The sequence below is a fragment of the Sinomicrobium sp. genome (genome assembly GCA_029266035.1).
In the GTDB taxonomy this organism is placed as follows: Bacteria; Bacteroidota; Bacteroidia; order Flavobacteriales; family Flavobacteriaceae; genus Sinomicrobium.
In genome coordinates this window covers 1-20,760 of the sequence record JAJUFH010000010.1, presented here as the reverse complement: position 1 = coordinate 20,760, position 20,760 = coordinate 1, and the positions used below count along the sequence as shown (strand labels likewise).

The 20,760-nt window shown below is 41.8% G+C and carries 18 protein-coding genes; 6 read left to right on the top strand and 12 right to left on the bottom strand.

The window, feature by feature from the left end; all coding sequences use genetic code 11:
- Positions 1-6: 6 nt before the first annotated feature.
- The 10 genes from ACYZZR_RS06600 to ACYZZR_RS06555 all read right to left on the bottom strand — a co-directional run bounded on the left by ACYZZR_RS06600 (position 7) and on the right by ACYZZR_RS06555 (position 10,447).
- Positions 7-1,188, bottom strand: a complete 1,182-nt coding sequence (locus tag ACYZZR_RS06600; protein WP_461533208.1) for a hypothetical protein — start codon at positions 1,186-1,188, stop codon at positions 7-9.
- A complete protein-coding gene (locus tag ACYZZR_RS06595; RefSeq protein WP_461533207.1) occupies positions 1,181-2,320 on the bottom strand; it encodes a glycosyltransferase in 1,140 nt (379 codons plus the stop codon). Before ACYZZR_RS06595 ends, ACYZZR_RS06600 begins: the two co-directional genes overlap by 8 nt.
- Entirely contained in the window at positions 2,292-3,398 is a 1,107-nt protein-coding gene (wecB, locus tag ACYZZR_RS06590; RefSeq protein WP_461533206.1) for a non-hydrolyzing UDP-N-acetylglucosamine 2-epimerase, read from the bottom strand. The genes ACYZZR_RS06595 and wecB overlap by 29 nt, the downstream gene beginning before the upstream one ends.
- Positions 3,398-4,795 carry a polysaccharide deacetylase family protein gene (locus tag ACYZZR_RS06585; protein ID WP_461533205.1) on the bottom strand — a complete coding sequence of 466 codons (1,398 nt, stop codon included), beginning with the start codon at positions 4,793-4,795 and terminating at the stop codon, positions 3,398-3,400. Before ACYZZR_RS06585 ends, wecB begins: the two co-directional genes overlap by 1 nt.
- Positions 4,795-5,286, bottom strand: a complete 492-nt coding sequence (locus tag ACYZZR_RS06580) for a DapH/DapD/GlmU-related protein (protein ID WP_461533204.1) — start codon at positions 5,284-5,286, stop codon at positions 4,795-4,797. The genes ACYZZR_RS06585 and ACYZZR_RS06580 overlap by 1 nt, the downstream gene beginning before the upstream one ends.
- Complete coding sequence (locus ACYZZR_RS06575; protein ID WP_461533203.1) at positions 5,279-6,466, bottom strand: carboxylate--amine ligase; 1,188 nt, start codon at positions 6,464-6,466, stop codon at positions 5,279-5,281. The genes ACYZZR_RS06580 and ACYZZR_RS06575 overlap by 8 nt, the downstream gene beginning before the upstream one ends.
- Entirely contained in the window at positions 6,459-7,751 is a 1,293-nt protein-coding gene (locus ACYZZR_RS06570) for an oligosaccharide flippase family protein (protein WP_461533202.1), read from the bottom strand. The genes ACYZZR_RS06575 and ACYZZR_RS06570 overlap by 8 nt, the downstream gene beginning before the upstream one ends.
- On the bottom strand, positions 7,741-8,685 hold the full coding sequence (locus ACYZZR_RS06565; RefSeq protein ID WP_461533201.1) for a Gfo/Idh/MocA family protein: 945 nt from the start codon (positions 8,683-8,685) through the stop codon (positions 7,741-7,743). Before ACYZZR_RS06565 ends, ACYZZR_RS06570 begins: the two co-directional genes overlap by 11 nt.
- 9 nt (positions 8,686-8,694) lie before the next feature.
- Positions 8,695-9,276, bottom strand: coding sequence for an acyltransferase (locus ACYZZR_RS06560; protein ID WP_461533200.1), 582 nt, complete (start codon positions 9,274-9,276; stop codon positions 8,695-8,697).
- A 244-nt stretch (positions 9,277-9,520) separates the two neighbouring features.
- Positions 9,521-10,447 carry a DUF6427 family protein gene (locus tag ACYZZR_RS06555; protein WP_461533199.1) on the bottom strand — a complete coding sequence of 309 codons (927 nt, stop codon included), beginning with the start codon at positions 10,445-10,447 and terminating at the stop codon, positions 9,521-9,523.
- Positions 10,448-10,524: 77 nt separating this feature from the next.
- On the opposite strand from ACYZZR_RS06555, the gene ACYZZR_RS06550 reads away from it, so the two are divergent.
- Positions 10,525-10,755 carry a DUF6341 family protein gene (locus ACYZZR_RS06550; RefSeq protein WP_461533198.1) on the top strand — a complete coding sequence of 77 codons (231 nt, stop codon included), beginning with the start codon at positions 10,525-10,527 and terminating at the stop codon, positions 10,753-10,755.
- Between the two features lie 114 nt (positions 10,756-10,869).
- Here the strand turns inward: ACYZZR_RS06550 and purD are convergent, their stop codons facing one another.
- Together purD and metG are read right to left on the bottom strand one after the other, a co-directional pair.
- Entirely contained in the window at positions 10,870-12,162 is a 1,293-nt protein-coding gene (gene purD / locus ACYZZR_RS06545) for a phosphoribosylamine--glycine ligase (protein ID WP_461533197.1), read from the bottom strand.
- Between the two features lie 41 nt (positions 12,163-12,203).
- Positions 12,204-14,273 carry a methionine--tRNA ligase gene (metG, locus tag ACYZZR_RS06540; protein ID WP_461533196.1) on the bottom strand — a complete coding sequence of 690 codons (2,070 nt, stop codon included), beginning with the start codon at positions 14,271-14,273 and terminating at the stop codon, positions 12,204-12,206.
- Between the two features lie 206 nt (positions 14,274-14,479).
- Here metG and ACYZZR_RS06535 point away from each other — a divergent pair, with 206 nt between their 5' ends.
- From ACYZZR_RS06535 to ACYZZR_RS06515, 5 genes are all read left to right on the top strand, one after another.
- Entirely contained in the window at positions 14,480-15,454 is a 975-nt protein-coding gene (locus ACYZZR_RS06535; protein ID WP_461533195.1) for a S66 peptidase family protein, read from the top strand.
- Positions 15,455-15,541: 87 nt separating this feature from the next.
- Positions 15,542-15,901, top strand: a complete 360-nt coding sequence (locus ACYZZR_RS06530; protein WP_461533194.1) for a YraN family protein — start codon at positions 15,542-15,544, stop codon at positions 15,899-15,901.
- Between the two features lie 175 nt (positions 15,902-16,076).
- Positions 16,077-16,736 (top strand): aspartate kinase, encoded by a 660-nt coding sequence (locus tag ACYZZR_RS06525; RefSeq protein ID WP_461533193.1) that lies wholly within the window; start codon positions 16,077-16,079, stop codon positions 16,734-16,736.
- A gap of 143 nt (positions 16,737-16,879) precedes the next feature.
- Positions 16,880-19,711, top strand: a complete 2,832-nt coding sequence (gene leuS, locus ACYZZR_RS06520) for a leucine--tRNA ligase (protein WP_461533192.1) — start codon at positions 16,880-16,882, stop codon at positions 19,709-19,711.
- A 196-nt stretch (positions 19,712-19,907) separates the two neighbouring features.
- Positions 19,908-20,606: a zinc metallopeptidase gene (locus ACYZZR_RS06515; RefSeq protein ID WP_461533191.1), complete on the top strand. Its 699-nt coding sequence runs from the start codon at positions 19,908-19,910 to the stop codon at positions 20,604-20,606.
- Positions 20,607-20,760: the final 154 nt, after the last annotated feature.

The following is a 20,760-nucleotide window of genomic DNA, read 5'->3' as shown; positions in this document are numbered from 1 at the left end:
TATAAATTAAACATCCATTTGTCTGTTCCCTCCCCTAGAAATGAAGCGGTTTATTCCTCTCATCAACCCCTCCCTATATGTGCTAAATGCCATCTCTCTTCCATCCCTATTGAGAATTAGAAAAAAGCTCACGCCCAGCGCGAAGTATACACTGTTAAAGGAAGAGACCGACAATCCGTTTACCAATGCTATTCCCAATACCACAAGGGCTTGCTTTCTCTTAAACCCAGACAGCACTACCGCGTAGTACACAAATGCGCAGATAAGTAGTAATCCTATAATCCCATGATCAAAAACAGCTCTTAAAATATAAGAGTGAAAAATAACTGAGTAGCACGAGCCGTCTCCACTATAGCTAAAGAGATCTTTGTAATACGCAAGTGCGCCACATCCCTTTGCACTCAAGGGAGTGATTCTGCTCGATCCGAATAAAATTTCGCTTAGTCCCCACGATTTGGTTTCTTCGGCAAAGACCATGAGGAACCTAAACCGATCGGTGTTTTCAAAATTGAGTGTGCCCCCCATTCTGTTGCTAAAAACTGCAAGAACAGCAAGTAACAGAGCGATAAAAGCTGGAAGAATGATATATATCCTTTTGATCAACAGCTTAAAATTTACGACACAGAGCACAAACAGGAGGATGAGCAGTCCTGATTTTGAACCCGACATTAGGAAGAGTACGGAAAGCAGCAACTGATGTTCAAAACTGACTTTCTTTTTGAGGATGTAATACAAGTAAAAAAGCAGTGATAAGAACATCAATTCATAATTGTTTTCGTGAAAGAGTATCGGTCTGGGGTTGTGAAAAACCAACATTGCCAAGGTGTATTTCACGAAGAAAGCTGCTATCAAAAACCTGTAAAAATCGACAAACCAAGACTGGTTGAGAAATTTTTTACCCACGAGAAAAGAGAAGAATACCGCGTAGATAAAAAATTTGTAAATGAGTAGAAAATCTAATATGTGATGTTTTTTGACAAGCACGGCATATATCCCGCTTCCCACCAGATAGACCGTGCTCAACACAAAAGGCACAAATATCTTTCGGTTGATCTTATTGCTTCTCAAAACCACAATCAACACCAAAAACAATTCCAGATAATTGCTGTAAAAACTGGTATACGAATAGGTAAATATTGCCATAATGGCAATCACATAAAGCGTAATAAACAGTTTTCTACTATACATTTTTTTTGATTATCTCCCTAAAAAAGGACACTCTTTCCTTCTCTATATATTCTACATCTACATAACGCATTACCTGCTGTTGAGTGAGGTTAAACTCGTCGCATTTTTCGAGAAAGGATCTTATTTCACCCGTAGACGAAAGTATTTTCTCTTTGTCATTTTCCAGCTTTAGCACCCAATCGGGATAGCCTTTCTGCTCGAAAGCCGTGTCTTTATACGGCAGGATAACCGGTTTACAACAGGCTAGGTATTCTCTCACTTTCAGTGGGCAGGCTTCGTTCATACCGTTTCGGAAAAATGCTAAAGAAGCTACTGTTGCCCTTGCCTTCTCAAACAAAGGTAAATATTCCGACTTATTCAGATATCCGTAAAAATGTACATTATCAGGAACGGTTGATGCAAATTCCGATGCAGATATTCCGATGATATCAAAGTAAACCTCTGGCATTTTGGTTGCCAATTCTACTAATATATCTACTCCATGCCATGGCATTCCCGGCGAACCAATAAATAAAATCCGCTGTTCTGTAGTGCCTTTTTTACATTCTCTATAGCCCCCTACATTGATAGAATTCGGAAAAACACCTGACTTCATGTCTTTGTATTTTTCCTCAATCTCGAAAGTTACAGCAGCTATCCCTGCCACTTTTTTCAAGAGAAGATGATTTGTAAGTATAAAGTAAAGGTATCGGAAAAAGTATCGGAAACTCTGAAGAGCCTGAATTTTATACTCCGAGCTCATATCGGTATTTATTTCCAACACAAGTTTATACTTTACCCCAACCCTTTTGTAAAATGGTTGGTATTGGGTGCTCCTAGTGTACACCAGATCGGGATTGTAATCGTGTAAACGCTCCAAAACCTTTGAAAAAGAAGATTTCAAACCAGCTAGGTCTTTCAGTAAATCTACCGGGAGAAGCCCCTTTTCGCGGGTATAATGAACTTCTACCACTCCTCTCTGATAAAGTGATCCTAAGGCGGTAGTTTCAATAGGTGTATTTCTATTTGAAGTAATAAGAATAATCCTCACTTCCATGCCTGCCTCTATCCAAGCACTAACCTGTGAATCTACCTTATTTAAAACCCCCCCGTATTTTTCTATATTAATCGGAAGCAGATACGCTATTTTCACTGTGGAATCGAATTAAGGTTTCTACTATTTTGAGAGCAGCTTCTCCATCACCATATAAATTTTCAGTATGTTCCATAGGTCGCCGCCACTGAGACTGAACAAGGGACGCTAATTTGTCTATATTCTTTATCAAAGCGTTGTACCCCTTGTCTACTAACTCCAGCCATTCTGTTTCATTTCTCAAAGTAAGGCATGGCACTTTGTGAAAATAGGCTTCTTTTTGCACTCCTCCAGAGTCTGTAATGATTAAGCCAGCTTGCTTTTCGAGCTTTACCATATCGATATAGCCCACAGGATCGATAAAATGTATATCTGTTTTCGCAAAATCAAAATTAAGCTCTTTTAAAGCCTTCTCTGTTCTCGGATGAAGAGGTATAACCAGTCGATAATCACTCGCTATTTTTTCAAGGTTTTTGAAAATGCTTTTAAGCCTTTCCGAAGAATCTGTGTTTTCTGCCCTGTGAACAGTACACAGGATATATTCCTTTTCTCTTTCCCCAATATCTTCCAGGATAGTACTTTTGTCGTCGGCCATCTTCCCATAAAAAAGAGCAGCGTCATACATCACATCTCCAGAATATTTGATCTTGTGTTTATTCACTCCTTCGCTAAGCAGGTTCTTATCGGCTATCTCGGTAGGTGTAAACAAGATTTCTGAAACTTGATCAGTAAGAATCCTATTGATTTCTTCTGGCATTTTTTTGTTGAATGACCTAAGTCCAGCTTCTATATGTGCTATAGGAATATGGAGTTTAGAAGCTGCAAGTGCTCCTGCCAGTGTTGAGTTTGTATCGCCGTAAACCAGTACCCAATCAGGCGCCTGCTCTAAAATAACCTCTTCTAGTTTTATCAGCATTTGCCCGGTTTGCAACCCGTGGGTTCCGCCACCAATTCCCAAATTGTAATCGGGTTTCGGAATATTCATCTCTTCAAAAAAAACATCAGACATATTCGTGTCGAAATGTTGTCCTGTATGAACTATTATCTCCGTTATATCTCTATAGTTTTTTATCGTTCGCGACACTGTAGCCGCCTTAATAAACTGTGGCCTTGCCCCTATTATTGTCAATATTTTCATCAGTCAAATTTTTCTAATATGTTCCGAAACATCTTCTTTTTAAAAGATTCGCGCAAGAAGGAATTATGCCATAATAAAGTAAAATTTCCTCGGTTTACAAACGATTTTCGACGGAGTAAGGCAGCTTGGTTCATAGCAGTGTCAAAATCCAATCCCATATACTTTTTATCGATTAAAGAACAGTCCATTATCAACAGTGGACGTATTTTCAATTTCATGGGTTTTCTGTTTACACAGTCGTAAAAATTGTACTCATGAGAGGTGCCACACCTAAAACCAATATGTTCGGCATAGCCCAATGTAGAGTCGTACGTCAATCCTGCCGCTTCCCAATTTTTTTCCGTCACCCCTGTCTCCCATCTCAAATAATGTTGTCTTCCTCCTGTGATATCATCGGCATTTCCTCCTGCTTTTTCATAGACTTTTTTAAGAAGGGTTACTTCGGCTATTGTTTTTTCAATTTCCTTGTACGAATCATAGCTGGCGTGATAGCCGATTTCGTGACCCCTTTTCATTATTTTTTGCATCAGCTTTATTACCTCATCACTATCTATATCATAATCCCCGTCAATACTTTTTTTGTTATTTTTCGGAATAAAATAAAAGGCCATTTTGAGGTTTTGCTCCTCACAAACATCCATCATCAGGTCGAATGAGTAGAATGGATCGTCGTATTTCTTTTTTAATACGGCCACTTGGTAAAAGGATCTTATCGATTTGAGCACCTCTTTAAGCGACTTCCTGACCAACAGGTCTCCTGCCATTCTTTTTACGATTCCGGGAAAATACGCGCCGGAGTCTTTAAGGTAATCTACATCACAACTGACAAGTGTTTTACCACTCCTTCTTTTCCTCCTGCAATCCGGCCACAGAAAATTTATTGCCCCCCACAATAATTCCGTATACTCGTCTACCACAGGTCGCATTAAAAAGCCTTCTTTATACGCCAGAGATTGTTTTGCTGGAAAGCGCCCGTGTATGTCTTTTTCTTCAATCACCAATTCTTCATACCTGGAAAGCATAAAAAAACACGAACCAAAAATATCTACTCCCAATTTTATGTTTTCTGGAGAAAAATCGTATTCAGTACTTCCGTAAATCACGGGTAATTCTTCTTCGACATCGAGATTTAAAAGACTGAAAGTGTCTTTTTTCAGGTATTTCAACGGTTGTTTGGGCAGAGATTCTTTGGAAAGCCATTGCAAGCTTTTAAATTGATTGAAAAAACTAGAGTTTATCGATAGGCTTTTCTTCTCTTCTTTATATTTTACTACAATCTCAGACAAATCCTCATCGATATACAACTCGTATTCAACTCCTGAGATGTTTCCCAAGATCTGTCGAAAAATATATTGTTTTTCTTCCAAACAATCAGAATTGGTATATACCCTTAACATCAATCTCTGAATTTAATTACTCTTGCGGGGTTTCCCATGGCAACGGCATTGTCTGGAACATCTTTTGTCACTACTGAACCGGCTCCTATAACTACGCCATTTCCCAGTGTAACGCCCTTTAAGATAATAACACCTGCGCCAATCCATACGTCATTGCCTATTACAACTGGCGCTTTTTTGTGCTCCTGCCCATACATCGGCATATCGATTGCCATACCGTGATCTCGTCCCCAAATAATGGTCTTAGGCCCTATCATAACATCGTCTCCAAAGGTGATCTCTCCCAGGAAGTGACAGCCGGAATTTGCATAAAAGTTATTTCCGACCTCAATTTTCGGGTCTCCTATCAGTCTACAATACGGTTCGACTACAGCGGTGCCGCGAAAAGAAATATTAAAAAACGCAGTGTTATTATGTATGATAACCCCTTGCTTTCTCAGTCTGATTTTCTGAATTTTTTGCTTTAATCTGTTGTAAAACGTTTTAGGCATCTTGTCTCCCAATAATCTTTTTTACCATTAATTTTCCGATCTCTTTTACTGTGCCAAACTGATCTATAACAAAAGGAAACATATCCTTTTTATCCCACAACCCCAAGGAGGTCTTTGAGTGCTTTAAATTACTTCTAAAATACCTATAATACCCTTTTCTAAACAATAAATTAATCACTTCGTGTTTTAAATAGCAAAAATGAACGGTTTCCGACACTTGTTTTTCCCTTTTAATCGGAGCATTGACTGCATCACACCACTGTGTGTATTGTAGGTGTACTCCCGACAAATTTCCAACTCTGTGCCACATCATAGATCTCAAATTAATTTCCATTAGCTTGTAAAGTCCGTCTCGGTAATCGTATTTAAATTCCGGTTCGCATATTCCGTACAAATCCATCCCGTTTAGTAGTTTCCTTCCCTGTTCTCTTATAATTTTGGGAGCTTCGTTTGACGCGCTTGAAAAGACACCGTAATCGTCTGGAAATTGGGTCAATTTCCTTCCTGTCCATTCATTTTCTATGTTTTTGCTATTCGGACTTCTGTATCCTGTATACGCATAAATACTTCCGTTGGTGTCTCCTGGAATAATCTCAGAAGCGATAAAGGTCATCCCCTTTTTCACAAATTTCTCTAATTTGTTTTTGTTTTTCTGAAGGCTGCTCTTAGACTCTATTCGAAGTGATCTGAACACTTTTTCCCTTAAATCCTCCCGCTTATTGGGCTTTATTAAAATAGGTAGAGCAATGGTGCTTAATCTTTCCAGATCTTTCACTTCTTTGATGGAAATAGTTTTGGGAAAAGGGACCCCTAATTTTTCACAGAACTCATATTGAACTTTCTTATCTATTACAGTTAAAAGGTTATCGGTATTGAAAGGTAAAAAGCAAAACTCTTTTAGCTGTTCCTTAATGGCGTGAAGGTTTTCAAGCAGCAAATCGTCGGTAGGGAATAAAACGAGTTTGTCATACTTTTTTTTCAGCTCTAGTAAAGCTTGCAACAGCCTTTCTTTATCATTCCCAATAACCAGTTTGTCCGTTAGTTTATTACTGTAACTCGCAATCTGACCCCCATAATGCAAAAGGGCTATGTTTTTAACTTTAAATTGGTATAGTTCCTGAATGATGGAATATCCATTTACATATCCTCCGAGGACAACTGCGCATATATTATCACCCATACTTTCCAATAATTACATTTCGCATTATCCACAAAAGATAAAGATAATATACTGAAAGACAAACCACCATAACAACCAATAAAGAAATTAACGACCAGTTTAACAGCATTGCCGCTACAAATATGCCTACATTAATAAGCAAAAGTCCCAATTGCCATAAAAACGATATTTTTTGATGTTCAAAAACACTGTTTGTCACACTTAAGGGGCTCACTGTAAGTCTAATGTAAAAAAGCGGAATTAAAATCCTCGCATAGTGCCCGGCCATTCTCCACTCTTCTCCGAAAATAAAAACGTATAACTCTTCAATAACAAAAAAAAGAGGTACAAAAAAAACAAGCCCCAATACGCACAACCTCTTCAGAGATTTATAAAAAAAAGACAAAGAGACTTCTCGATCTTCCTTGTTTTCCGACAGTTTTTGAAAGTAGACCTGGCTCACTGAATTTCCAATCAAATTAAGGGGTACTGCCAAATATCTATAGGCGTGTGAATAAAACCCTACTGAGCTTAGTGTGTATACTCGAGAGATAAAAAAATTGGATAGATTGACCGATACTGTATTAAAAAAAATAGCCCCTAGAGAAAACTTGGGGAAATTGACATATCTCTTAGCCAAGTATTTCAAATCCTCCCACTGCGTTTCTCTGATGTGATTTTTCTCTTTCAAAAAGGATTTTAGCATTCTTATATTTCCGAAAAAATGAGACAGCACCTGGCCTATGATCAATCCTCCCGCCGTGTATTTAGCAAGCCCCAGCAGAAGTTGGGTCAAGTTTCCTCCAAAGGATTTAAATATATTTGCTTTTGCTATATCCCTGAATTTCTTCTCTCGTGTATTGTAATAATTCAAAGCGTTAAACGCTCCGATCATCAAAACACTTACCGGAACCAAAAACAACCAGGATGACAGTTTAGGGTCTCCCAAAAATCGGGAAATTTCCTCAGAAAATAACAAGACTCCCAATAGGGAGAAAAATGAAACTCCAACAGTTATCAAAATTGAAATCAGGGTAAGCTGTACTCCTTCTTTTCTTTCTTTAGGCAAAACTATGGCTAGTTCATACCTCCCGTTGGCCGCAGAACCCAAAATCTGCACAATAGACAAATACAGAGCCAATCGCCCAAACTCTGTAGGCGAGTATATCCTGGACAATACGGGTGCTATGAGTAAAGGAATTAATTGAGCCAAAGCAGTGCCGGTCATCAATGTAAGAACATTTCGAAGAAAATCTGACCGAGACAGGCTATTGCTAATATACCTTATTATTTCTTTAATTTTCATTCAGCAATTCGTGATATTCTCCTTTCACACCCACGGGCCTTGTGTTTCTGATATTGTGCACAATCTCGATAGCTGTACGGGCAGCTTCCAGACCGTAACCTCTCCCCTCAAGGATATCGCGGTAAACCATGGTATGCAAGTCTGTAAAGCCTCCACTAAACTCGAGTTCTTCTCCGTCTATAGTTATAGATCTGTAGGTAGTTTGTCCTTTGGCTCTGACTTCTTTAGGCAAGTATTCTCTGTTGATAGAGAGAAACCATCGCACCCGTGCGTTTTCAAATTCGAGATATCCCGCTGCCCTGTCCTCTTCGTGAACATGAACAGTATTTTCCTGTAAATCGCCAAATATCCACGAGAGCATATCGTAAAAATGAACTCCGATATTTGTCGCTATCCCCCCCGATTTGTTCTGATCGCCTTTCCAAGAAGTGTGATACCAATGTCCTCTAGAGGTCAAATAGGTAAGGTCAACCTCAAACTTTTGATCTCTTTTTCCGTTTTTTACTTTTTCTCTCAGGGCAATTATGCTCGGATGTACACGTAACTGAAGAATATTGTACACTTTTTGCCCCGTCTTTTCTTCTACCTTTTGCAACTTGTCAATATTCCAAGGGTTTAGCACCAGAGGTTTTTCGCAAATGGCATCAGCTCCACTGCGAAGTGCAAAACGAATATGGGCGTCGTGAAGATAGTTGGGCGAGCATATACTCACATAATCCAAAAGGATCTTATTATCGTATTTCAGTTTTTCTATATGCCGGTCAAATCGTTCAAATTCGACAAAGAAATCGGCCTCCGGAAAATAGGAATCTATTATACCAACACTATCGCTCTTGTCTAATGCCGCTAGAAGATTATTACCAGTCTCTTTGATCGCTTTCATATGTCTTGGAGCAATGTATCCTGCAGCTCCTACCAAAGCAAAGTTTTTCATCTATTTAAATTATTTTATTCGTTTCACTTTTTGTCCTTGCAGTCGGTATTCCTGTTTGCTTTCCGGACAAATTCCTATCCCTTTGTCGTCAAAATTCAGTCTGTGCCCGTACTCGCTTACCCAGCCTATTTGCTTTCCGGGATTTCCCACAACAAGGGCGTAATCGGGTACCTGCTTAGTCACCACCGTCCCTGCTCCTATTAGGGCAAAACAGCCAATGCTATTGCCACATACAATAGTAGCATTGGCCCCTATGGACGCCCCTTTTTTAACTAGGGTTTCGACGTATTGATCTCTCCTAACTACTGCACTGCGGGGATTGATAATATTAGTAAACACCATAGAAGGCCCTAGAAATACGTCGTCTTCACACACCACCCCGGTATATATGGATACATTGTTTTGAACCTTGACGTTTTTCCCCAGAACAACCCTTGGAGAAACCACTACATTTTGCCCTATATTACACTGCTCACCAATGATGCAATTGGACATAATATGAGAGAAATGCCATATTTTGGTTCCATCACCTATAGAACAGTCTTCATCTATAACAGCGGTTTCATGTGAAAAATACCCTTTGTTTTGCATATTGTTTTTTTTTTTATCAGCCACCTTCTGAATACTTGTCGACAATCGGTTGTACTGTCTTTGAGTAATCCATTCTCTTCAAGACGTTGTCTTTGCAATTTCGTTGCTTATAAAACGGCTCAAATTGCCCACTCTTTCTAATTAATCACGAGCGAACATCGAATTACGACAAATGTACAACAATCCTGAAAGCCTAGCTTCCGAAATCGGCAATAGGGGATTGAGGTCTGACATAATCGGGTTGTCAATTTATAAACAACAATATAAACGGAGCTGCCGCAAAGAGCCACAACAAACCGTCTTTCCACCATATCTTCTTGATTTCCTGAAGGTAATTGGCCGTGAGCACGGCTACCGGGAAAAGCGCGAATATCAGCTCGTCGCTTTCCCTATTATTAGACACAAAAGCCACTCCACAGCCTATAAACATGGCTACAATCACGAGCAGTAGAGACGATTGTACCACCGATGGTTTGGCTTTGTAGTGACGTATAAAGGAGATGATAGACACCAGCCCGATCAAAACAGTGAAGCTCACTGCAGAGATAAAGCCCAAAGTCTTGGTCTTTACACTGTAAAAATCTATTGAAAACAGGAATTTTTCCTCCACCCAATTCATATCTCGCATCCAAATGACATAGGTTAGCAGCAATATTCCCACCACAAAAGCCGAGACCAAAGGCACTAACCAGTTTTTGTAATCTCCCACTCGGTAAACCACTATGGCGGCAAAGACCAACAAGAGAAACAACAGTGTCCACTCGTAGAAAAGAGCTGATACACAAATCCACAGGGAGGCATCGAAGAGTTTTTGTTTGACCTTAATAAACGAGCGAATACTGATTATCCTCCGCAATGCGAGCAAAACAAAAAGGTTAGCTACAACAATTTCAGGACTTACAAATATTTGAGGAAAAAGACTGATAAGTGTTACAAACAGTAGGGAAGAATAGGAATTATTCTCACACAAGGCATTTTTCCTAACGATAAAATTTATCAGAAAAACGCTAAACACCAATACCAGAAATAGTCCAATATAAGTGGTCATTGCCCCAATATTCCACTCTGGTCGATAGAGAAAAAAACGGGAAAGGCAATAAAAAAACGCCATATAGACCACTATAAATAATATGTTTATGGGCTTAGTCCGGTTAAAAAAACTGGAAATCATTTCTTGTTTTTATGGGTTTACGATGTAAATAATGTACATTTGCAGGGTAAATATAGTATAACTTTTACCTAGAAGCGATGAAAGATTTTTTTGAAGGCATTCAATACCTCTTTGAACACGTTCTTTTTGTTCCACTACACGCTCTTCGGGAATTGGAGCTCCAAAGCTGGTGGGCTGCCAATACCCTAAACTGGTTGTTTATCATCATCTGTATGTGCGCCATTGTTTACTGGATACTTCAACTCAAAAAATACAACGAAGAAGGGGCAGAAAACAAAAGTATTACCGCTCATTCATTCCTAAAATAAACGCAAAACCCTCAGAGGTATTGCTACTCTTATAGGCAACACAACAAAAAGCCGCTTCATATAAAATAAGGGCGGCTTTTTGTTTTACTTCCACGCAAAATAAGTTGTGTTCTACTACAAGTCAAATCCTATATCCTTGCGGTAGTACATTTTGTCGAAGTTCAATTTACTCATACTCTCATACGACTGCCTCAGAGCCTCTCTAAAATCTTCTCCATATGAAGTAACAGCGATTACCCGGCCGCCGCTGGTGAGCACCTTATCACCGTCGAGAGCTGTCCCCGCGTGAAAAACCAGGGATTTTTCAACACTGTCGATACCCGTAATCTCCTTTCCTTTTTCATAAGCTTCTGGATATCCGCCAGAGACTGCCATTACTGTAGTGGCAGCCTTGTGATCGACCTCGAGATTTACAGTGTTGAGTGTGCCTTTATGTACTGCCTCAAAGAGTTCTACCAGGTCGTTTTTAACTCTTGGCAGCACCACCTCGGTCTCCGGATCTCCCATACGCACATTGTACTCTATGACATACGGATCGTCACCTACCTTAATCAATCCGATAAAAACAAATCCTTTATAGGATAGCTGATCTTTACGGAAGCCCGAAACAGTTGGTTTTACAATGCGATCTTCAATCTTTCTGACAAACTCTTCATCTGCAAACGGCACCGGCGAAACCGCTCCCATACCACCGGTATTAAGTCCGGTGTCTCCCTCCCCTATTCTCTTGTAGTCTTTAGCCATAGGGAGGGTCAGATAATTTTCTCCATCGGTAATCACAAAACAACTGAGCTCTATTCCGCTCAAGAACTCTTCGATGACTACCTTGGCGCTAGCTTCTCCAAATTTGGCTTCTACCAGCATATTCTTGAGCTCTGCTTTTGCTTCTTCTAGATCTTGCAGTATAAGTACTCCTTTTCCCGCTGCCAGTCCGTCAGCTTTGAGCACATAAGGAGCTTGCAAAGTTTCTAAAAAAGCCTGACCTTCTTTCAATTCTGCAGCGGTAAAACTGCGATATGCCGCCGTAGGTATGCTGTGACGGCTCATAAACTCTTTGGCAAATTCCTTACTTCCCTCCAGGCGTGCGGCTTCTTTCTGCGGACCTATAACAGCGACCCCTCTGAGCTGTTCGTCGTTCAAAAAATAATCGTGTATTCCTTTTACCAACGGATCTTCTGGACCAACAACCACCATATCTATCTGCTTTTCCAGCACCAAGGCTTTTACCGCATCAAAATCCGTTGCCGATATATTTACATTAGTAGCTTCTGCTCCCGAAGCCAGTTTGGTTTTTGCCGTTCCCGCATTTCCGGGGGCTATAAACAATTGCTTTACCTTATCGCTTTGGGCGATTTTCCATGCAAAAGTATGCTCTCTTCCACCGCCTCCCAGTATTAATATATTCATTGTCTCCTCTGTTGATTGATTAATGTGTTTAAATTCAGGCGTTACGAAATACTCTCTCCATTTTCGACGGTTTCATCCGGATTGAGGAATACCAGCTTGCCATCTGCCTGTTGCGTCATCAGTATCATTCCTTGGCTCTCTACACCTCTGAGCTTTCGGGGGGCGAGATTGACTAAAACAGTAACTTTTTTTCCAATTATTTCTTCCGGACTAAAACTCTGTGCAATTCCCGATACTATAGTGCGAACATCTAGCCCGGTATCTACTTTCAGTACGAGCAATTTATCCGCTTTTTTCATTTTTTCGGCTTCCACTATGGTTCCTACTCTCATGTCCAACTTGGCAAAATCGTCGTAACTGATGGTTTCTTTTTGCGGTATTACGGCTTTCTGCACATCGCTTTTATTGTCGGACTTGGTCTTCTCTAAACGCTCTAATTGCCTTTCGATTTCGGCATCTTCAATCTTGGAAAACAGCAATTCGCCCTTACCTATGTGATGCCCGGCAGTCAATTGTTCATCTGCAGTTGCCACAGTTTCCCATGCCACCCCATTCTCCAGCTTTGGAAGTGCCAGCATATTTCTGAGTTTATCGGCGGTAAAGGGGAGAAAAGGTTCACTTAGCACTCCCAAGGCAGCAGCTATCTGAAGCGCAACATACATCACGGTCTGTACTCTTTCTGGATTTTCTTTGACCAATTTCCAAGGCTCTTCATCTGCGAGGTATTTGTTGCCCAGTCTTGCCACATTCATCAGCTCACCTAGGGCTTCTCTAAAACGGTAACGCTCTGTAGAAGAAGCGATAATTTCGGGATATTTACTAAGGGCTTCCAGGGTTTCTCTGTCGTAATCGGTAAAGGTACCGGGATTTGGAACCACTCCGTCGTAGTATTTGTTGGTAAGCACGACTACCCGATTTACAAAATTCCCGAATATGGCTACCAATTCGTTGTTGTTTCTCGCCTGAAAATCCTTCCAAGTAAAGTCGTTGTCCTTGGTCTCCGGAGCATTGGCGGTGAGTGCATATCTCAGCACGTCTTGCTTACCCGGAAAATCTTCCAGGTATTCGTGAAGCCATACTGCCCAGTTTTTTGAAGTAGACAGCTTGTTCCCTTCAAGATTGAGGAACTCGTTGGCCGGTACATTATCAGGAAGGATATAACTCCCTTGTGCTTTGAGCATAGCCGGAAAAATCACACAGTGAAATACGATATTGTCTTTTCCGATAAAGTGAACCAGTTTGGTGTCTTTGTCTTTCCAGTAGGGTTCCCAGTCTTTTCCTTCCCTTTCGGCCCATTCTTTGGTAGAAGAAATATAACCTATGGGAGCGTCAAACCAAACGTAGAGCACTTTGCCCTCTGCCCCTTCTACAGGTACTGGAATTCCCCAGTCCAAATCGCGGGTTACCGCACGGGGTTTCAAGCCGTCGTCGAGCCAGGATTTTACTTGCCCGTATACATTGGGTTTCCAGTCGTTTTTATGCCCTTCCAATATCCACTCTCTGAGGAAACTGTCGTATTGATCGAGCGGGAGAAACCAGTGTCGGGTTTCTTTTAGCACCGGTGCGGTTCCTGTAATGGTCGATTTCGGGTTGATTAAATCGGTAGCGTTGAGCGACGACCCACAGCTTTCACACTGATCGCCATAAGCCTCTTCGTTTCCACACTTAGGGCAGGTTCCTACTACAAAGCGATCGGCCAGGAATTGCCCGGCCTCTTCGTCGTACAACTGCTCTGTGACCTCTTCTATAAACTTATTATCGTCGTATAACTCGCGGAAAAAACCGGATGCCGTTTCGTGATGTACCCGAGCTGAGGTTCGGGAGTAATTGTCAAACGAGATTCCGAATTCTTCAAAAGATTTTTTGATCATTCCGTGATACCGGTCTATGATCTCTTGCGGAGACACCCCCTCCTTTCTCGCTTTCATGGAGATGGCCACTCCGTGCTCGTCGCTTCCACATACAAAAGCGACATCTCTTCCGCGCAATCTCAGATAGCGCACATAAATATCGGAAGGAACATAAACCCCTGCCAGGTGACCAATATGGATAGGACCATTGGTATAGGGCAATGCAGATGTTACGGTATAACGTTTCGGGTATTCTGACATAAAATGTATTTTCTCTAGTTTCAAAAAATCAATTTCCGAAAGGCAACAAAAGTGCCTGTCGCCGCGTTACAAAAACGCAGTCCGCGCAGCAAGTGCAAAAATAAGCATTAGGATGGATTAGACCGTAAAAATCGGCAAATCGTATCATTGTTTTACTGCATATTTGTTAATTTGCCGGTTGTTGTTCACTCTTCTATCTATTTTTTATGTACAAAATCATTGTCCTTCCACTGTTAGTTTTCCAGCTTGTTAGCCTGAACGCACAAGAGATGGTTATTCCTCCTTATTTACAAAAAGGCGATACTGTCGGCATCATTGCCACGGCCAGAAGTTTTCAGCCCGAGGATGCAATTCCGGCCATGGACTTGCTCAAAACGTGGGGACTGCATGTGATATTGGGCAATACTATTGGTCCGGAATACCATCAATTGTCGGGAACAGATCGCAAGCGGGCAGCCGACCTCCAACAGATGTTAGACAATCCGACCGTAAAAGCGGTGTGGATCGCCCGTGGCGGATATGGTACCGTTCGCATAATCGACCTCATCGACTTTGAAGACTTTCGCAAAAAGCCGAAATGGATAGTGGGATACAGCGACGTTACCGTATTGCACAGCCACATACACAATATGGGAATAGCCACCCTTCACGCGACCATGCCTCTCAATGTAAAAAAGAATTCTCCCGAATCTATACAAAGCCTCAAAGACGGTCTATTCGGAAACCCCTTGAGCTATACCGTTTCGGGAAATACACATAACCGAAGTGGAAATGGAGAAGGTGTACTCACCGGCGGCAACCTCTCTATCTTATACAGCTTACTGGGTTCCCCATCGGCTGTAGATACCCAGGGCAAGATACTTTTTATAGAGGATTTGGACGAATACCTCTACCATATAGATCGCATGATGATGAATCTCAAACGCAACGGGTATTTTGACCATATAGAAGGACTGATAGTAGGAGGAATGACCCGAATGCACGACAACAGTATCCCCTGGGGAAAAGACGCTATAGGCATTATTGAGGATATTGCCAGTAAATACAACTTCCCGATCTGTTTCAACTTCCCGGCAGGGCATCTCAAAGACAACAGAGCACTGATTCTCGGACAAAGGGTAAAATTGCAGGTAAGTGACGAAAAAGTAAGCCTTGAATTCAAAGACAAACCCGAAAATTAGAACTCCTTTTTCTTCTAATTACAGTCTTCAGAACAGCAAACAATTCTTTTTTGAAAGAAAAAACTGTATTTTTGACAATCAGTAACTATGGCAACGCACAACGATTTCGGAATAAAAGGCGAGAATATTGCTGCAGACTATCTGCGGGAACAAGGCTACGCCATTATCGAGCGGAATTACACCTTTGCCCGTGCCGAGATAGACATTATAGCCCTAAAAGGAGATATGCTTGCCGCAGTCGAGGTCAAAGCCAGAAGTTCTCCATTATTTGCCCTTCCAAATCAAACCGTAAGCCCAAAAAAGATACGCTTGCTGGTCAAGGCGATGGATCATTATGTAAGGTATCGCAAACTCGATACTGAAGTTCGTTTCGATATTATAACCATAATAGGCGATGAACATAAATACGAACTAAACCACCTTAAAAACGCATTTTTTCACTTCTGATTTTGCAGTTACAGCATTTATTTTCTGAGAGTTTAGGTGCCAAAAACTCCGACCTCCCTCTTGCAAAACTACAATACTGTTAAAAAATAGTAGTTTGTGAATTTATTCTTATTACCCTTTGTTTTAAATCAAACAATTTGTTATTTTAGCGCCTTCAAACCAAAACCATTTCACAATGAAAACGATTTCTTCCGTAGTGGAGAACTACATCAAAACAAAGCCCTTCCTGCAAAATGCTTTGGCTCAAGGGATTATAAACCTAACTTCTTTATCTAGAATCATAGGGCCTGAAATCGAAGAACAATTGGGAAAGGAAGTCAGGAATGGTGCAGTGGTTATGGCTCTTAAGCGCTTGTCTTCCGATATGGAGTTTAGGGCGACGCACAAAATCCTAAAGGTGCTCAAAAACATTGGGGAAATTACGGTGCGTTCGTCTCTTACCGATTACACCTTTTTCCTCTCCGACACCATTCTCAACAGCCAGGCCAGTCTTCTAAAGGAAATAAACAAAAACAAGGACGCCTTTTACACTTCTTCCAGAGGGGTAAACGAAACCAATATCGTAGTGAGCAACACCTTAAACGCCATGGTTGAAGCCTTGTTTAAGGAGGAAAAAATGACTCAGAAAGTTGAGAATCTAGCCTCTATAACCGTAAAGCTTCCGGAGGAAAACGTGATTGTTCCAGGAATCTATTACTTTATATTCCAGCGACTCGCATGGGAGGGAATTATTCTTCACGAGGTTATTTCAACCACTAATGAGTTTACCATTATTGTTGGAGAAGTACAGATAGACAAAGCCTTTAAGGTGATTAAAGACCTCAAAAACCTCTGAGATTAGTGGGAAAATGTGTCTAATTGCAATTGGCTGATTAACACTTCGTACCCGTATTGTCTGTTTCGTACATTAGCTGTATTTTTGCGCTTCAATTGTGTCCTAACTGTAAAAAATGCCGGCAATCCCGGCAAGCTCCACAAATGAAGTACGATCATAAGACTATAGAGGCCAAATGGCAACAATACTGGAAAGAACAACAAAGCTTTAGGGCGAAAAACCCTGGTGCAAAAGGCGCAGAAAAGCCTAAATTTTATGTGCTAGATATGTTCCCTTACCCGTCGGGAGCAGGACTTCACGTGGGGCATCCTCTGGGTTATATCGCATCAGACATCTACGCTCGTTATCAACGCCACAAGGGGTATAATGTGCTCCACCCTATGGGATATGACTCTTTTGGACTACCGGCAGAACAATACGCTATACAAACCGGACAACACCCGGCCATTACCACAGAAACCAATATCAAGAGGTATCGCGAACAGCTGGACAAAATAGGTTTTTCATTCGACTGGAGTCGCGAAGTGCGAACTTCTAACCCTGAATACTACAAGTGGACACAGTGGATTTTTATACAATTGTTCAACTCTTGGTACAACAAAGACACCGACAAGGCAGAAGACATCACTTCGCTCACTACCAAATTTGAAGCTGGAGGCAATGAACATATAAACGCAGAATGCGACAGCGATACCGAAACTTTTACGGCAGCGCAGTGGAATGCCTTTTCGGCCGACGAAAAAGAAAAGATCTTGCTGAAATACCGACTCACCTATCTCGCTGAAACCGAAGTAAACTGGTGTCCAGCTCTAGGAACAGTACTGGCAAACGACGAGATTGTAAACGGTGTTTCCGAACGAGGAGGTCACCCTGTCGTACGCAAGAAAATGACACAGTGGAGCATGCGAATCACTGCCTATGCCGAGCGCTTGCTTGAGGGATTGAACCGCATAGACTGGCCACAAGCCCTCAAAGACTCACAAACCAACTGGATAGGACGATCTGAAGGTGCAGAGGTCGTCTTTAAAGTTAAAAAATCTCCGTATACCATTCCGGTTTTTACCACCCGTCCAGACACCATTTTCGGAGTGAGTTTTATGACGTTGGCACCAGAACACGAACTGGTACCTCTCATCACTACCGAGGCACAGAAAAGCGCTGTGAACGACTATATAGAAGCTACTGCCAAGCGCAGTGAGCGAGAGAGAATGGCCGATATAAAAACCATTTCGGGAGTATTTACAGGAGCTTATGCAGAACATCCGTTTACCGGAGAGGCTGTCCCTATTTGGATAGGTGATTACGTATTGGCCGGTTATGGCACTGGAGCCGTAATGGCCGTGCCTTGTGGTGACCAGCGGGATTACGATTTTGCACGCCATTTTGACCTGCCCATACCCAATATTTTTGAAAATGCAGACATCTCCGAATCCGCTCACAGCGAAAAACAAGGTACCGTAATAGCCAATTCAGGTTTTTTAAGCGGACTTTCTCAAGAGGAAGCTACAGGAAAGGCTATTGCAAAACTAGAAGCTGCAGGAGCGGGAAAAGGGCGTATCAATTACCGTCTCCGCGACGCTGTATTTAGCAGACAACGTTATTGGGGAGAGCCGTTCCCCGTATATTACGTGAACGGCCTACCTAAAATGATAGATGTACAACACCTGCCTATACGACTTCCGGAAGTAGAAAAATACCTGCCTACAGAAACCGGAGAGCCTCCTTTGGGCAATGCGAATAACTGGGCTTGGGACACACAAAACAACGAAGTAACCAGCAACAATCGCATAGATCACAAAACCGTATTCCCCCTCGAATTAAACACCATGCCCGGATGGGCGGGGAGTTCCTGGTATTTTAACCGTTATATGGATGCAGGTAATACTTCAGAATTCGCCTCAAAAGAAGCTTTGGACTACTGGAAAGATGTAGACCTCTATATCGGGGGAAGCGAACACGCTACCGGTCACCTGCTCTACGCTCGTTTTTGGCAGAAGTTTTTGTTTGATCTCGGATTGGTTCCCGTAGACGAATTTGCAAAAAAGCTCATAAATCAGGGGATGATACTGGGTAGTAGCGCTTTTGTATACCGAAAAAAAGGGACTAACACCTTCGTCTCCGCAAATCTTATATCCGAGTACGAAACAGAACCAATCCACGTAGATGTTTCTCTTGTAAACAGCTCCGAAGAACTCGACATAGAAGCTTTTAAGGCCTGGCGTCCCGAGTTTAAGGACGCTGAATTTGTATTAGACAATGGCAAGTATACTGTAGGGCGAGAAGTGGAGAAAATGTCTAAATCCAAATACAATGTCGTCAATCCGGACGATATATGTGAACAGTACGGCGCCGACACCCTTCGTCTTTACGAGATGTTCCTCGGCCCCTTGGATCAGGCCAAACCGTGGAATACTGCGGGAATCACCGGGGTACACGGCTTCCTGAAAAAACTGTGGAAGCTCTATCACTCGGGGGATGAGGAGAGCTTTTATGTCTCAGATGCTCCAGCCTCCGCCGATAGTTTGAAGTCGCTACACAAGGCTATTAAAAAGGTCAATGAAGACATCGAAGGTTTCTCTTTCAACACTTCCGTATCGTCTTTTATGATTGCGGTAAACGAACTTACTGCTCAAAGGTGCAATGCTCGTGAAGTACTGGAGCCCTTAGCCATAATCATTGCCCCCTATGCTCCTCATATTGCCGAAGAATTGTGGCTATTGCTAGGGCATAAAGAATCTGTGGCCTTTGCTCCCTTCCCGCAATTTGAAGAAAAGTATCTTGTAGAGAGCTCAAAGGAATACCCTGTTTCCTTTAACGGCAAAATGCGCTTTAAACTGGAGTTGCCGCTCGACATGAGTAAAGAAGAAATGGAAAAAACCGTGCTGGCACATGAAAAAACCGTAGAACAACTACAAGGCCGCATTCCTAAAAAGGTGATTATTGTTCCCGGAAAAATTATCAATATAGTGGGATAAGGAATTTCTCTTGTTCTGACAAAAGTTCATCTCCTTGTCATCATTTGCTAAAGTTTTCTTAACGACGCACCTGCTTATGAGTGTTTGGTCAGTTTTTTGATTTGTATAAGATCAGATATATTCACCGCTCCGCGAAAAGCAAAAGCAATATTGGAGAAGTATTTTTTGTATTTTTATCACTTTAAAACTGAAAAAGATGGGAGGTTATTTAGGGTATTACATCATTATCGGGCTCATCGCCCTGGTAAGTTGGGTAGTGAGCAACAAGCTGAAGAGCAAGTTTAAGCACTATTCTAAAGTTCATTTACGCAACGGCATGAGTGGAGCTGAAATCGCCGAAAAAATGCTGGCTGATCACGGCATTTACGACGTGAAAGTCATCTCTACTCCAGGTATGCTGACCGATCATTACAATCCGGCAAAAAAGACCGTAAACCTCAGCGAAGGGGTTTATAGCCAACGCAATGCCGCTGCCGCTGCCGTAGCCGCTCACGAATGCGGACATGCCGTACAACACGCTCAGGCTTACCAATGGCTACAAATGCGATCTAAGCTCGTTCCAATAGTAAATGTGTCTTCCGGACTGTCGCAATGGCTCATCATTGGGGGGCTTGTACTTGGGGTAGCCTCTCAATTTGGCTTTATCGTGGCAGTTGCCGGACTGGTACTGATGTCTTTTGCCACTATTTTCAGTCTGGTTACCTTACCCGTGGAATACGATGCCAGTAACCGTGCCCTGGCTTGGCTTAAGAATAAGAATATGCTCAGTCAACAGGAATACAAAGGTGCCGAAGATTCATTAAAATGGGCAGCGCGAACTTATTTAGTCGCAGCCATAGGCTCGTTGGCCATGTTGCTGTATTGGGCCTTGAGAATTATGGGATCCAGAGATTAAAACACTACATCTAAATAGGCACTTTCAGAAGTAAGCTAATTTCCGAAAAAAACAGACAACAAACTCTGGTGATTTTATATGGATCACCGGAGTTTTTTCTTTTTTGAGGATACCTTAGGTGTTTTAGCCGGATTGTCGTACCAAAAAGACATAG

Bases quoted from the DNA above. Each gene is read 5' to 3' on its own strand.
- ACYZZR_RS06515 (WP_461533191.1), top strand. From the start codon at position 19,908: ATGGGAGGTTATTTAGGGTATTACATCATTATCGGGCTCATCGCCCTG.
- leuS (WP_461533192.1), top strand. From the start codon at position 16,880: ATGAAGTACGATCATAAGACTATAGAGGCCAAATGGCAACAATACTGG.
- ACYZZR_RS06525 (WP_461533193.1), top strand. From the start codon at position 16,077: ATGAAAACGATTTCTTCCGTAGTGGAGAACTACATCAAAACAAAGCCC.
- purD (WP_461533197.1), bottom strand. From the start codon at position 12,162: ATGAATATATTAATACTGGGAGGCGGTGGAAGAGAGCATACTTTTGCA.
- ACYZZR_RS06535 (WP_461533195.1), top strand. From the start codon at position 14,480: ATGTACAAAATCATTGTCCTTCCACTGTTAGTTTTCCAGCTTGTTAGC.
- ACYZZR_RS06550 (WP_461533198.1), top strand. From the start codon at position 10,525: ATGAAAGATTTTTTTGAAGGCATTCAATACCTCTTTGAACACGTTCTT.
- ACYZZR_RS06600 (WP_461533208.1), bottom strand. From the start codon at position 1,188: ATGTATAGTAGAAAACTGTTTATTACGCTTTATGTGATTGCCATTATG.
- ACYZZR_RS06570 (WP_461533202.1), bottom strand. From the start codon at position 7,751: ATGAAAATTAAAGAAATAATAAGGTATATTAGCAATAGCCTGTCTCGG.
- ACYZZR_RS06530 (WP_461533194.1), top strand. From the start codon at position 15,542: ATGGCAACGCACAACGATTTCGGAATAAAAGGCGAGAATATTGCTGCA.
- wecB (WP_461533206.1), bottom strand. From the start codon at position 3,398: ATGAAAATATTGACAATAATAGGGGCAAGGCCACAGTTTATTAAGGCG.
- ACYZZR_RS06560 (WP_461533200.1), bottom strand. From the start codon at position 9,276: ATGCAAAACAAAGGGTATTTTTCACATGAAACCGCTGTTATAGATGAA.
- ACYZZR_RS06555 (WP_461533199.1), bottom strand. From the start codon at position 10,447: ATGATTTCCAGTTTTTTTAACCGGACTAAGCCCATAAACATATTATTT.
- ACYZZR_RS06575 (WP_461533203.1), bottom strand. From the start codon at position 6,466: ATGGGTGATAATATATGCGCAGTTGTCCTCGGAGGATATGTAAATGGA.
- ACYZZR_RS06580 (WP_461533204.1), bottom strand. From the start codon at position 5,286: ATGCCTAAAACGTTTTACAACAGATTAAAGCAAAAAATTCAGAAAATC.
- ACYZZR_RS06565 (WP_461533201.1), bottom strand. From the start codon at position 8,685: ATGAAAAACTTTGCTTTGGTAGGAGCTGCAGGATACATTGCTCCAAGA.
- metG (WP_461533196.1), bottom strand. From the start codon at position 14,273: ATGTCAGAATACCCGAAACGTTATACCGTAACATCTGCATTGCCCTAT.
- ACYZZR_RS06585 (WP_461533205.1), bottom strand. From the start codon at position 4,795: ATGTTAAGGGTATATACCAATTCTGATTGTTTGGAAGAAAAACAATAT.